Below are 13,916 nucleotides of genomic sequence, written 5' to 3'. Positions count from 1 at the left end.
ATATGAGTGAACAATTGCGCCAAGCTGCATTAGATTTTCATGAATTCCCTATCCCAGGAAAAATTGCAGTCACCCCAACCAAATCATTAGCAACTCAACATGATTTAGCCCTTGCGTATTCTCCAGGTGTTGCAGAGCCTTGTCTCGAAATTGAAAAAGATCCTTCAGCTGCAAGCCGTTATACTGCGCGTGCTAATTTAGTGGCTGTGATTTCAAATGGTACTGCTGTATTAGGTTTAGGAAATATTGGAGCACTTGCCTCCAAACCTGTTATGGAAGGGAAAGGGGTATTGTTCAAAAAATTTGCAGGCATCAATGTATTCGATATTGAAATCAATGAACATGATCCAGATAAATTAATCGATATTATCGCTTCATTAGAACCTACTTTTGGTGGGATTAACCTTGAAGATATCAAAGCACCGGAATGTTTCCACATTGAAAAAGCATTGCGTGAACGAATGGGAATTCCGGTATTCCATGATGACCAACATGGTACTGCCATTATCGTCGGTGCAGCAGCATTAAATGGTTTAGAAATTATTGGTAAAAATATTGCAGATGTTCGATTAGTAGTAAATGGCGCAGGTGCTTCAGCTATTGCTTGTACCAACTTGCTTCGTGCATTAGGTTTCAAAAAAGAAAATATCACCATGTGTGACTCTAAAGGCGTGATTTACAAAGGTCGTGGCGATAACATGGATGAAACCAAACAATTCTACGCGATTGAAGATAATGGTTGGCGCACATTAGCGGATGCCGTTAAGGGAGCTGATGTGTTCTTAGGTTGCTCTAAAGCAGGTGCATTAAAACCTGAAATGGTGAAAACCATGGCAGAAAATCCATTAATTCTTGCATTAGCTAACCCTGTGCCTGAAATTACCCCAGATGAAGCCAAGGCAGTTCGTTCAGATGCGATTGTTTGTACTGGTCGTTCCGACTATCCAAACCAAGTAAATAACGTACTTTGTTTCCCATTCTTATTCCGTGGTGCATTAGACGTAGGCGCAACAGCGATTAATGAGGAAATGAAATTAGCGGCTGCTCATGCCATTGCGAGTCTTGCGAAAGAACCGGTTCCATTAGAAATTATTGCTAATTATGGTGCGTTATCATTTGGACCGGATTATGTAATTCCGACTCCGTTCGATCCTCGTTTATTATTTACCGTGTCTTCTGCGGTAGCGAAAAAAGCAATGGAAACAGGTGTGGCAACCCGTCCAATTACCGATTGGGCAGCTTATGAAAAACAATTAAAAGCATTAGTTGCAGCTTAATCCTTCTTTTTCAAAGTGCGGTCAAAAATGATGATGTTTTTAACCGCACTTTGTGTTTTTTTATCTGTCTATGGAAGGAATGGCACATTAATGTGCTTTAAATTAATCAAGGGGTAGCGATTCCCTTAGGACTTATGAGTGCCAAAATGAAACAAACACGTTCTCCTTTATATCCGATTTTTCTCTTCGTCATCATTAATCTGATCATTTTCTCCTTATCTCGTCTTGGGCTTGCGATTTGGCAAGCAGACCGTGTCTCTGCGGTAGCGGGCTGGGGGCAATTATTCTTACAAGGCTTGCGTATGGACATCGTGGCTTTGTGTTATCTATTTGGTGTGCCGGCATTATTTACGGTGTTATTTCATAATAGCCGTATTTGGAAAATGATTTTACGTATCTGGCTTACCCTTGGCAGTGTGTTTATTCTGTTTATGGAACTCGCTACACCTGCATTTATCGAAACCTATGATTTCCGTCCAAACCGTCTCTTTATCGAATATCTAATTTATCCGAAAGAAGTCTTTTCAATGTTGATGGAAGGCCATTTAACTGCGGTCATTTTTAGCCTCATTTTTACCGTTACGGCTTTCTTCTGTTATTGGAAGCTATCTGGTTATGCAGTGAAAAATTTACGCCCAATGAGTTGGAAATTACGTCCTGTTGTCGCATTGCTTGTGATTGCAGTTGCTTTTTTAGGCGCACGTTCTAGTTTTCAGCACCGTGGTGTGAATCCTGCAATGGTGGCTTTTTCCTCTGATGGTTTAGTGAATTCGCTTGTGTTGAATTCAGGTTATTCCGTTCTTTATGCTGCCCAACAATTTAAAGACGAAGGAGCCTCTTCTGAAGCCTATGGCAAAATGGATACAGATGAAATGTTGCGTATCGTCAAAGCAAGCCGTGGGCGCCCTGAAAGTGATTATATTTCAGAGAAGATTCCAACTTTAACGAAAAACCAAGCAACTTACCAAGGTAAACCGAAAAATATCGTCATTATTTTGGAAGAAAGTTTTGGGGCGCAATTTGTCGGTTCATTAGGCGGAAAACCGCTTTCACCAGAATTTGATAAATTAGCCAAAGAAGGCTGGTTATTTGAAAATCTCTATGCGACCGGTACGCGTTCTGTACGCGGTATTGAAGCCACAACTGCAGGTTTCACACCCACTCCAGCACGTGCGGTGGTGAAATTGAATAACAGTCAAAGTGGTTTCTTTACCATTGCAGATTTACTTGCTAAACAAGGTTACAACACTTCGTTTATTTATGGCGGTGAAAAGCACTTTGATAATATGGCAAGCTTCTTCTATGGTAATGGTTTCCAAAATATTATCGATCAAAAGGATTATCAAAATCCTAAATTTACTGCGACTTGGGGCGTGAGTGATGAGGATTTATTTGATAAAGCGAACGAAACTTTTACCCAATTACAGAATGAAGGAAAACCATTCTTTAGCTTAGTGTTTAGTTCGAGCAATCACGATCCTTTTGAATTTCCGGATGGTAAAATTGAGCTTTACGAACAACCAAAAGCAACCCGTAATAACAGTGCAAAATATGCGGATTATGCGATTGGTTATTTCTTCAACTTAGCGAAACAATCTAATTATTGGAAAGATACCGTGTTCTTGGTGATTGCCGACCATGATTCTCGTGCAGCTGGGGCAAGCTTGGTGCCAATTAAGCATTTCCATATTCCTGCGTTAATTTTAGGTGATCATGTTGAGCCACGCCGAGACAGTCGTTTAGTGAGTCAAATTGATATGCCGACAACCTTACTTTCTATTGCGGGTGTAAGTGGTAATTATCCTATGATTGGCTTTGATTTAACGCAAGATGTGAATCCGAATCGTGCCTTTATGCAGTTTGATCAAACCCAAGCTTTAATGAAAGGCAATCATGATGTCGTTATTCAAACACCAAATAGCAAAGCAAAAGGTTATGTGTATGATAAAGAAAAAGATACATTGACTGAAAAAGAGGTGCCGGAAGAAATGAAAAAAGAAGCGTTGGCACATGCCTTACTTGGCAGCTATTTGTATAAAAACCGTTTATATAAAGGCAGTGAAGTAAAGTGCGGTCAGTTTTAGGCTAATTTTAAAGGGCGAATGATTTCGCCCTTTTTCTTTATATGATTTGTTCTTAGTGATTTTCAGCAATAACGCGAGGGAATAAAATATTATTTTCACGATGAATATGCATCATTAAATCATCTGCAAATTCTTGGATGCCACTATAAAGCGCACGCCATGTATTGCAAGCATCTGTCGGAGGTGTCATATTGTTTGTTAATGATTTCAAAACTTCCAAATGTTCGCCATGTTCTGCGTGTTCCATTTCCATCATACGAATCGGCATTTGTGCCATCATATAATTACCCGCTTTGATCATTGGGAAAAGCACATGCTCTTCTTTCATCATATGGTTGCTCAAATCTTCATAGACATTGCGCAATTCAGCTGCAACACCCATTGGACAATCTTCACGATCGCCATGAACACTTTCTACGCGATCCGCTAATACGATTAATTCTTGAAGTTGTTCACGATGGCGTTGATGGTAGCGAACTAAGATATGATCGATAATTTCAGGATAAGTTGCATTAACCCAATATTCTTCTGGGTTTTCTGCTTTACTGTTTTGAAGCTCCGTTAAACGCGTTTCGATTTCAGCTAAATTTAACCCTTTTTCTGCGGCAGCGTTGGAAAGTGTATCTGACCCACCACAGCAGAAATCCAAATCGTATTCACGAAGTAGGGAAGTTGAGCCGGGTACGCTGACAGCGATTTCACTTAATTTTTTATCTCCAAAAGACATAATGAATCTCCTTATTGATGAGGTAGAGTTAGAAGTTGAGTAAAATACTAAGATAATAAAAGAAAAATGCAACGGTTTTTTTAGCAAAGTATGATTTAAATCAAAGCTAAAAGTTAAAGTTACCATGTTGTAGGTAGGTATTAATGAGTATTAAAAGTGAAAGTTGCATTGCTTTGATGAGGTGTTATTATTCGAGCATAGAGAGAGGATCATCATGAAGCGAATTTATCGATTTTTAGCTGTTGGATTACTATTGCTGATTTTAGGTGGCGGCTATTTTTTTGCGAATTTAACAATTTTTAAACGTACATTTATCCAATTAAATACGTCACAAAAAGTAAATTATATTCCTTTTAAAAGCAGGTTAAATATGCAATGTGACAATGCTGATAATTCAGTGTCTAAATTAGCCTCTTCACATTTTCGTTTAGTCAATTGGAATGTACATAAAGGGCAAGATAAGGGTTGGCAAGAAGATTTAGCTAGACTGTCTAAACAAGCTGATTTTGTGTTATTACAAGAGGCGACGCAGCATCAAAATTTAAGTACATTTTCGACCGCACTTTTTGTGTCCTCTTTTTCTTTTAAAGATCTTTTATCAGGTGTAAAAACATTCACCAAAACGCAACCAGAATGGTATTGCGGTGGTGGCGTAGCAGAACCATTAATACAAATACCTAAAGTGGCAAGTGTGATGAGTTTTCCATTAGAAAAAGGCGATAGCTTGCTACTTATTAATGTGCATTTGATTAATTTTGAATGGGGGATTTCCGCTTATCAAACTCAGTTAGAGCAGCTCTTTTCTTTTGTGGAAAATCATCAAGGCCCCATCATTATGTCTGGCGATTTTAATGCATGGAATGAGCGTCGTCTGAATTTAGCTAATAATTTGATGCAAAAATATGGATTAGATGCAGTGACGCTCTCTCAAGATGAGCGGGTTAGATTTTTAGGTTATCCACTTGATTATATTTTTACGCGAGGCGTAAAAGTGGTGAGTGCAACATCAGAAGTGGTTACTTCGTCAGATCATAATCCGTTACTGGTTGAATTCGAATTGGAATAAAGTGCGGTCAGATTTTGAGAAAATTTTAGGGCTAACTTTATGTTAGCCCTATGTGTTAATTACTTGGTTTGATTAATTAAAAATTGTGTTAATAGAGACACTGGACGACCTGTTGCGCCTTTATTTGCACCTTGAAGCCAAGCTGTCCCGGCGATATCTAAATGTGCCCAAGTGTACTTTTTCGTAAAGTTGGAGAGGAATGCGCCTGCAGTAATTGCACCGCCCCAACGACCGCCAATATTTGCCAAATCAGCAAATGGGGATTTTAATTGCTCTTGATATTCTTCACTTAACGGTAAACGCCAAGCTTTATCAGTAGTTTGCTGTGCGGCTTGTAATAACTGTTTGGCTAAGGCATCATCAGTTGAAACTAAGCCACTGTTATGTTGACCTAAAGCAACCACACAAGCGCCAGTCAGGGTCGCAACATCAATCACATATTGCGGTTCAAAACGCTCTACATAAGTTAATGTATCACAAAGCACTAAACGTCCTTCAGCATCAGTATTTAACACTTCTACGGTTAAACCGTTCATTGTGGTGAGAATATCACCCGGACGATAGGCATTGCCATCAGGCAAGTTTTCACAACCCGCTAATACACCGATAACATTGAGTGGTAGATTTAATTCAGCAATGGCTTTCATTGTACCGAATACTGAAGTAGCACCGCACATATCGTATTTCATCTCATCCATATCTGCGGCTGGTTTTAAAGAAATACCGCCCGCATCAAAGGTCAATCCTTTGCCCACTAATACAATAGGTTTAGCATTTTTATCAGGTGCATTGTTGAAATGTAAAATAGACATATAAGCCGGATTTTGCGAACCTCGAGATACGGCTAAATACGCATTCATGCCAAGCTTTGTCATGTCATCTTCATCAATCACATCTAAGGAAAGTGCGGTTGATGTTTCGGCTAAATTTTTAGCTTGTTCAGCTAAATAAGCCGGTGTACAAATATTGGGTGGCATATTCGCGATATTACGCGCAGCTTTTACACCATTTGCAATGGCTTGTGCTTCTGCGATAGATTGTTGAGCTTGCGAATCATCGGTATTAAAAATGATTTCTTGAAGTGGAATAGCATCCGCTTTTTTACTTTTAAATTCATCAAATTGATAAAGACTATGTTCGATGGTTTCAACAGTAAAACGTACATTCCAAAATAGATCGCGATCTTTAATTTCCACATCCGTTAAATTATTCACCGCTTGTTGAATATTTAATTCTTTTAATGTTTGGGTTACACGTTGGATGATTTGTTTAAATTGGCGTTCAGTCGTTTCGCCTTTTTTGCCACAACCTGCGACTAACACGCGTTTAGTTGCAAGATTCGGTAACGAATGAAGCAGAGTCGCTTGCCCAATTTTGCCTGAAAGATCTTGGCTTTGAGCTAACTGGCTGAGGTAACCTTGTGTGATTTGATCGATTTCATTGAAACTTTTTGTCAATTCATTGCTCTCATAAATGCCGATAATAAGGCAATCGGTTGATTGAGAGAGTGCGGTTGAGTTTGCTTGATATTTCATGTTATTTCCTTATGTTGCTAATTTGCTATTTAAATCAGTCAAAATAAGGTATCATACGCCATCTAAATTAGCCAGTTTCCCGTGTTTTTTAGTTAGAAAAAAGAATGATATTAACCCGATATTTAACAAAGGAAGTCTTTAAAAGCCAGATTGCAATTTTGTTTATTTTGCTTTTAATTTTCTTCAGCCAACAACTTGTGCGCGTACTTGGTTCTGCGGCAAATGGTAAAGTGCCCGCCGATCTGGTGTTCTCTTTACTCGGTTTAGGGATGCCGACAATGGCGCAATTAATGTTGCCATTATGTTTGTTTATCGCCATTTTACTGACTTTCGGTCGTCTCTATGCAGAAAGTGAAATTACGGTAATGCGAGCCTGTGGTGTGGGCCAACGTATTCTTGTTCGCGTGGCGTTAATTCTTTCTTTACTCACAGCGGGATTGGCCGCTTACAATGCTTTATGGCTTTCCCCATGGGCCATTCAAAAACAAGCGGCTATTGTTGAAGATGCTAAAGCGAATCCTACCATGGGCGCATTGACTTCTGGTCAATTTATGTCCACGAGTAACAATAATTTTGTCTTATTCATTGATAAGATTAACGGTAATCAAATCAGTGATGTCTATCTTTTCCAAATGAAAGCCAAAGGTCAAACGAAACCATCAGTGGTTACCGCTGAAAAAGGTGAGTTAAAAGCGTTACCAAATGGCGACCAAGTACTGAATTTACAGAATACCTTGCGTGTAGAAGGGACTTCGGTACTTCCTGATTTCCGTATTACACATTTTGATGATTATCAAGCCTATTTAGGCCATCAAGAGACAAACTCGGAAAGTGATGAAGCGGCTGAATTATCTTTTGAGCAATTATTAAAAGATAAAAGTGCAGCAGCAAAAGCTGAGTTGCATTGGCGCATTACCTTAATTTTAGCGGTGCCTTTAATGGCGCTCATCGCCGTACCAATGAGTAAAGTGAATCCTCGCCAAGGCCGTTTTGCGAAGATCTTACCGGCACTATTGCTTTATTTAATTTACTTCTTATTACAAAGCTCATTTAAATCTGCGGGTGGTGCAGGTAAGCTTGATGCAGGTTTATTAATGCCATTGGTAAATATCGCCTTTTTAATTTTAGGGATTATGCTGAATAGTTGGGATAGTACCGCTATGCATAAATTCCGTCGTGTATTCAGAAAAGGGTAATAACAATGTTGATGAATACTCTTGATCGTTATATCGGTAAAAGCATCTTAGGGGCAATTTTTGCCACGCTATTTACGTTGGTTGGCCTTTCGGCAATTATCAAATTTGTAGAACAATTCCGTAGCGTAGGGAAAGGTTCTTATGATATTTGGCAAGCGGTGGCTTATACAGGATTAACCATTCCTAAAGATGTAGAAACTTTTTTCCCAATGGCGGCCTTGTTAGGTGCATTAATTGCGTTAGGTAATTTAGCCAGCCGTAGCGAATTAGTGGTAATGCAATCTGCGGGTTTTTCTCGCTTTAAAATTGGATTAGCCGTCATGAAAACGGCACTTCCACTGGTGCTTTTTACCATGATTATTGGAGAGTGGGGGATTCCACAAACTGAACAGTTTGCCCGTGATATGCGTACTCGTGCACTTTCTGGTGGTTCAATGCTTTCGGTGAAAAATGGGGTATGGGCAAAAGACGGTAATAATTTCGTGTATGTGCGTCGAATTAAAGATGATGCGAAATTAGAAGATATTTATATTTATACTTTTGATGACCAGCGTAATCTCACTCATTTGAAGCATGCAAATCAAGCGCAATATTCTGCTGAAAATAATCAATGGCAGTTACGCCAAGTGAATAATTCAGCGGTATCAAAAGAGCAAATTACCACGACAAACCGTTTAACAGAAGATTGGGTAACAAGCTTAACGCCAGATAAATTAGGCGTAGTTTCATTACGTCCAACGTCATTATCCATTTCAGGTTTGTATGAATATATTGCTTTCTTAAAGCAAACGGGACAGGATTCTCGTCGTTTTGAATTAACCTATTGGCGTAAGATTTTACAGCCGGTTTCTGTGGGGGTAATGATGATGCTTGCGTTATCTTTCATCTTCGGTTCATTACGTAGTGTCACTGCAGGAGCGAGAATCGTAACGGGGATTTGCTTTGGATTCTTGTTCTATGTCGTTAATGAAATTTTTGGACAAATGAGTGTGGTATTTAATGCACCGGCCTTTTTAGGCGCACTGATGCCAAGTCTCTTATTTATGGCGATTATTTGGTGGTTACTTGCAAGAAAACGAGACTAATTGATACAATAAACGAAAAAGGCGAACCCAGAAAGTTCGCCTTTTTGTTCGCTAAAAAAGTGCGGTCAAAGTTGACCGCACTTTAGGAATTTAATCTTCTTTAAATTCTCTCATCATTTCTTCTGCTTTTTTCACCATTTCTGCAGAACCGACGAAAAGTGGTATACGTTGGTGAAGCGCTGTTGGTTGAATATCTAAAATTCGATTGTAACCATCAGAGGCAATACCACCCGCTTGTTCTGCTAAGAATGCAATTGGATTGCCCTCATAAAGTAAACGAAGTTTACCATTTGGGTAGTTCGTTGCGCTTGGATAAATATAGATACCACCTTTTAATAAATTACGGTGGAAGTCAGCCACTAATGAACCGATATAACGTGAAGTATAAGGGCGGTTAGTCGCTTTATCTTCCTCTTGGCAGTATTTAATGTATTTTTTTACCCCTTGTGGGAATTTGAGATATTGTCCTTCATTGATGGAATATATTTTTCCCTCTTTTGGCATTTGCATATTTTCATGAGAAAGACAGAAGGTACCGATAGATGGATCATAAGTGAAACCATTCACACCGTGACCAGTGGTATAAACCAACATAGTAGATGAACCATATACGATATAACCCGCAGCTACTTGTTTATTACCTGGTTGCATAAAGTCTTCTAAGGTAACTGGTGAGCCAATTGGGGATACACGACGATAAATAGAGAAGATTGTCCCAACTGAAACATTTACATCAATATTGGATGAACCATCAAGAGGATCGGTCAAAATAATATATTTCGCATTACGAGCACGTTCAGTATCAAAAGCGATAAAGCTTTCTTCTTCCTCTGAAGCAAAACCCGCTACCTCTTCACGCGACATAAGGGCCGCATTCATCGTGTTATGGGCGAATAGGTCCAATTTCATTTGGCTTTCACCTTGTACGTTTTCGATACCAGACTGACCAAGGATATTGGTTAAACCAGCTTTGTTAATATCACGATGAATGATTTTTGCTAATAAACGAATAGAAGACAAAATACCACTAAGTTCCCCTTTGGCGTTTGGGTACTCAGCTTGGCGTTCAACAATAAATTCACTCAATGTTTTCATTTTTATTCCTTTTTTATCATTGTTAAGTAACAGACGTTTTAATTATACGCTATTTCGTAATTTTGATTGAGATCAAAATATGAATAATGAGATCTGCATCACACTTTATTTTCAATACAAAGCCTTGACAAACGCTATAAATATCCTTTAAAAGAGAAGCGTAACAAAAAAATAACAAACAACACAACATCACAATACAAAGGGTATCCTATGAATATAACCCCGATAAGCGAGTCGGCGCTGGTTTGCTCTTTACAGCCACCAGCTTCACTTCAACAACAACGCCAACTCTGGGCATTTGCTAACAAACTACAGTCTGAGCAAGATATTGTAGAAGTTGTCGTGGGAATGAATAATCTTACGGTCTTCACTGATTTTTATGTGGATTTTGGTCCGTTTATTCAACGTTTGGAACGACGTTGGACAGAATTGAAAGTATCCACTTTTCAAGGTCATCATATCGAAATTCCGGTAATTTATGGTGGTGAATTAGGACAGGATTTATGTGAGGTCGCCAAATTACATGACACAACACCGGAACGGATCGTTAAAATGCATAGTGATCCCATCTATACCGTGTATATGATTGGTTTCCAACCTGGTTTTCCATATTTAGGTGGTTTACCTGAAAGCCTGCATACGCCTCGCCGAGCCACACCAAGAACACTTGTTCCCGCAGGTTCAGTCGGCATTGGTGGAGCTCAAACCGGCATCTATCCCTTTACTTCTCCAGGAGGATGGCAATTAATCGGTCATACCAAGCTAGCACTCTTTGATAAAAACCAAGCTCAACCCACTTTATTGCAAGCAGGTGATACGGTGAAATTTGTCGTGGAGGGCATTGAACTATGATTCATGTTATTGATGTGCAATCCCGTGCCACAATTCAGGATTTAGGCCGTTTTGGTTTACGTCGATTTGGCATTAGTCATTGTGGGGCGATGGATAAATTAGCATTACGTGCAGGTAATATTTTACTCGGGAATGCTGAAGGAGCCCCAGCAATCGAAGTGCCTTTAGGTGGCATTACATTACAATTTCATCAAGATATGAATTTTTGTGTCACGGGGGCATTTTATGAAATGGCTTTAGATGATAAACCAGTTTTTGCCTATTGGCGTTATCAAGCTAGAGCGGGGCAAGTTCTGAAAATGGTACGTGCAAAAATTGGTATGTATGGCTATTTATGTGTTCAAGGTGGTTTTATCTTACCCCAAGAATTGAACTCTTGTAGTACGGATCTTCGCGCTCAAATAGGCGGTGTAGAAGGGCGTTGTTTACAAGTTGGAGATCAATTACAAACGGTAAATGATCCTATTTTGCGTAGTGAAATTGGGGTTGCACCTATTCCACTTAAACATACGATTCATGCGTTACCTTCCTCTGAATATCAGGCGTTTAAACGAAAATCCCAATATTATTGGTGGCGAAGTAAATGGACGTTGCAAAGCAGCAGTGATCGCATGGGCTATCGTTTTCAAGGGCAAAAATTAGAATTAAAGCAATCGCTGGAAATGCTTTCTCATGCTATTCAATTTGGAAGCGTACAAGTGCCACCAAGTGGTCAACCAATTATTTTGATGGCGGATGCGCAAACTACAGGCGGTTATCCCAAAATTGCCAATGTGATCGATGCTGATCTAGGTGCGTTGGCACAAGTTCGTTTAGGCTCAACCATTCAATTTGAGGCAGTTAGTTTAGAACAGGCCGCAAAATTACGTCGTAAAAATGAGATATACCTCGATCAAATTAGGAGAATTGTCGATGAAAAAAATTGATTTAAATGCCGATATTGCCGAAGGTTTTCCTTTTGATGAGGCATTATTGAAATTGCTTTCTTCTGCCAATATTGCTTGTGGTTTACATGCTGGTGGAGCAAAAGAAATGCAAAGTGCGGTCAGATTTGCGAAAGAAAATCAGGTTCGCATTGGTGCTCATCCAGGTTTTCCGGATAGAGAAAACTTCGGGCGTACTCAAATGGATTTACCTGAACAGGAATTAATTGCGCATTTGCGGTATCAGCTTGGTGCCTTAAAAGCAATTTGTGATGGGGAAGGCACGGAAATTAGTTATGTTAAGCCACACGGTGCTTTATACAATCAAGCTGCAAAAGATGAAAAGCTTGCTCGTTTAATTGCTCAAACTGTTCATCAATTTGATCCAAATTTAAAATTAATGGGATTAGCGGGCAGCTTAATGTTACGTATAGCCGAAGAAGAAGGTTTACAAACCATTTCTGAAGTGTTTGCGGATCGTCATTATATGCCTGATGGAAGTTTAGTGCCTCGTTTGCACGCGAATGCCATGGTGGAATCTGATGAGGAAGCCATTCAACAAGTGTTACAAATGGTAACAGAAGGTCAAGTTAATGCTATTGATGGAAGCCTTGTGTCAGTAAAAGCAGAAAGTATCTGTTTACATGGCGATAATCAACATTCTCTACAATTTGCGGCACGCATTGTGGAAGAATTAGAAAAAAATCATATAACAATAACGGCATAAGCCGAATAAACACAACACACAACATCAACTTAACAAGGGAGGTGCTTTATGGCATCAATTACTCACCGCCGAAATGCGGTGCTGGGGGCGGCATTTTTAATGGCAACCTCTGCAATCGGTCCGGGCTTTTTAACTCAAACGGCAACTTTTACAAACACCTTATTAGCCAGTTTTGGCTTTGTGATTTTGCTATCGATTTTGTTAGATATTGGAGCTCAGCTTAATATTTGGCGAATTGTGGTGGTATCAGGAAAGCGAGCACAAGATATTTCTAATGCAGTTTTCCCTGGTGCAGGATATTTCCTTGCAGCGCTTATTGTGATGGGAGGACTCGCGTTTAACATTGGTAATGTGGGGGGAGCAGGTCTTGGTTTAAACTCAATGTTCGGTATTGCACCAGAAACGGGAGCGATCATTAGCGGTATTATTGCCATTTTGATTTTCTTGCGTAAAGAAGCTGGATTATTAATGGATCGTTTTGCCCAATTAATGGGTTTTATCATGATTGCACTCACGTTTTATGTCATGTTTAAAACGGAACCACCCGTTGTTGAGGCGGCATATCGCACCTTTATTCCAGAACAAATTGATCCTATTGCTATTGTGACATTAGTTGGGGGGACCGTAGGGGGCTATATTACCTTTGCAGGAGCGCATCGTTTATTAGATGCTGGCATTCAAGGAGAAAAAGCGATGGCTGAAGTGAGCCGCAGTTCTGTTTCGGCTATTTTGATTGCCTCAACTATGCGAATTGTGTTATTCCTCGCGGTACTAGGCATCGTGGTAAAAAGCATTCCTCTTAATCCTAAAAACCCCGCTGAAACACCTTTTGAATATGTGGCTGGGAATTTGGGGCAAGTGTTATTTGGCATCGTGATTTGGGCAGCTTCGATTACATCAGTGATTGGGGCGGCTTATACTTCAGTTTCTTTCCTAACCAGTCTTTGTCCAACCATTGAACGTAACCGTAATCGTTGGATTATTGCCTTTATTGTGATTTCTACAGTTATTTTGGTGACGGTCGGAAAACCTGCAGCGGTATTAGTCTTTGTGGGAACATTGAATGGTTTAATTCTCCCAATTGCACTCGCATTAATTCTGCTAGCAGCCTACCGAAGTGACATTGTTGGAAGTTATAAACATCCAATTTGTTTAGCTTTTGCGGGCTGGTTTGTTGTGATTGTCATGGCAATATTAAGTGGAAAAACCATAATTTCTTATGTGTCCAGTTTTGTAAGTTAGTTTTTATTTCAAACCAAAGTGCGGTTAGAAATGACCGCACTTTTTCTTTTTATATCAATTTTATTCATATAAAATGACAATAAAATTCATATCCATCTAGACGTCTA

12 protein-coding genes are annotated in these 13,916 nt (G+C 39.5%); 9 read left to right on the top strand and 3 right to left on the bottom strand.

The window, feature by feature from the left end:
- Positions 1-2 precede the first annotated feature (2 nt).
- Together DPV97_RS08725 and DPV97_RS08720 are read left to right on the top strand one after the other, a co-directional pair.
- Positions 3-1,277, top strand: coding sequence for a malic enzyme-like NAD(P)-binding protein (locus DPV97_RS08725; RefSeq protein ID WP_049381519.1), 1,275 nt, complete (start codon positions 3-5; stop codon positions 1,275-1,277).
- Positions 1,278-1,423: 146 nt separating this feature from the next.
- Positions 1,424-3,361, top strand: a complete 1,938-nt coding sequence (locus DPV97_RS08720) for an LTA synthase family protein (protein ID WP_070712708.1) — start codon at positions 1,424-1,426, stop codon at positions 3,359-3,361.
- Positions 3,362-3,413: 52 nt separating this feature from the next.
- On the opposite strand, the gene ytfE is transcribed toward DPV97_RS08720, so the two are convergent.
- Entirely contained in the window at positions 3,414-4,088 is a 675-nt protein-coding gene (gene ytfE, locus DPV97_RS08715; RefSeq protein ID WP_070712683.1) for an iron-sulfur cluster repair protein YtfE, read from the bottom strand.
- Positions 4,089-4,302: 214 nt separating this feature from the next.
- Between ytfE and DPV97_RS08710 the strand changes: the two genes are divergently transcribed.
- On the top strand, positions 4,303-5,154 hold the full coding sequence (locus DPV97_RS08710; RefSeq protein WP_070712682.1) for an endonuclease/exonuclease/phosphatase family protein: 852 nt from the start codon (positions 4,303-4,305) through the stop codon (positions 5,152-5,154).
- A 59-nt stretch (positions 5,155-5,213) separates the two neighbouring features.
- On the opposite strand, the gene DPV97_RS08705 is transcribed toward DPV97_RS08710, so the two are convergent.
- Positions 5,214-6,689, bottom strand: coding sequence for a leucyl aminopeptidase (locus DPV97_RS08705; protein ID WP_070712680.1), 1,476 nt, complete (start codon positions 6,687-6,689; stop codon positions 5,214-5,216).
- Between the two features lie 104 nt (positions 6,690-6,793).
- On the opposite strand from DPV97_RS08705, the gene lptF reads away from it, so the two are divergent.
- A complete protein-coding gene (lptF, locus tag DPV97_RS08700) occupies positions 6,794-7,885 on the top strand; it encodes an LPS export ABC transporter permease LptF (protein WP_049362538.1) in 1,092 nt (363 codons plus the stop codon).
- An 11-nt stretch (positions 7,886-7,896) separates the two neighbouring features.
- Entirely contained in the window at positions 7,897-8,970 is a 1,074-nt protein-coding gene (lptG, locus tag DPV97_RS08695) for an LPS export ABC transporter permease LptG (RefSeq protein WP_186821752.1), read from the top strand.
- Between the two features lie 90 nt (positions 8,971-9,060).
- Here lptG and fbp read toward each other — a convergent pair whose 3' ends face one another.
- Complete coding sequence (fbp, locus tag DPV97_RS08690) at positions 9,061-10,065, bottom strand: class 1 fructose-bisphosphatase (protein ID WP_049381523.1); 1,005 nt, start codon at positions 10,063-10,065, stop codon at positions 9,061-9,063.
- A 210-nt stretch (positions 10,066-10,275) separates the two neighbouring features.
- Between fbp and pxpB the strand changes: the two genes are divergently transcribed.
- From pxpB to DPV97_RS08670, 4 genes are read left to right on the top strand one after another with little or no spacing between them, the layout of a single operon-like run.
- Complete coding sequence (gene pxpB, locus DPV97_RS08685) at positions 10,276-10,917, top strand: 5-oxoprolinase subunit PxpB (RefSeq protein ID WP_070712678.1); 642 nt, start codon at positions 10,276-10,278, stop codon at positions 10,915-10,917.
- Positions 10,914-11,843 (top strand): 5-oxoprolinase subunit C family protein, encoded by a 930-nt coding sequence (locus tag DPV97_RS08680; RefSeq protein ID WP_070712677.1) that lies wholly within the window; start codon positions 10,914-10,916, stop codon positions 11,841-11,843. The genes pxpB and DPV97_RS08680 overlap by 4 nt, the downstream gene beginning before the upstream one ends.
- Complete coding sequence (gene pxpA / locus DPV97_RS08675; protein WP_070712675.1) at positions 11,830-12,567, top strand: 5-oxoprolinase subunit PxpA; 738 nt, start codon at positions 11,830-11,832, stop codon at positions 12,565-12,567. Before DPV97_RS08680 ends, pxpA begins: the two co-directional genes overlap by 14 nt.
- Positions 12,568-12,615: 48 nt before the next feature.
- Positions 12,616-13,809, top strand: coding sequence for an NRAMP family divalent metal transporter (locus DPV97_RS08670; RefSeq protein ID WP_070712673.1), 1,194 nt, complete (start codon positions 12,616-12,618; stop codon positions 13,807-13,809).
- Positions 13,810-13,916 lie beyond the last annotated feature (107 nt).

The sequence above is a fragment of the Haemophilus parainfluenzae genome (genome assembly GCF_003253005.1).
In the GTDB taxonomy this organism is placed as follows: Bacteria; Pseudomonadota; Gammaproteobacteria; order Enterobacterales; family Pasteurellaceae; genus Haemophilus_D; species Haemophilus_D parainfluenzae_M.
Note: the sequence above shows the minus strand (reverse complement) of the source record. Positions and strands in the feature narration are given on the sequence as shown.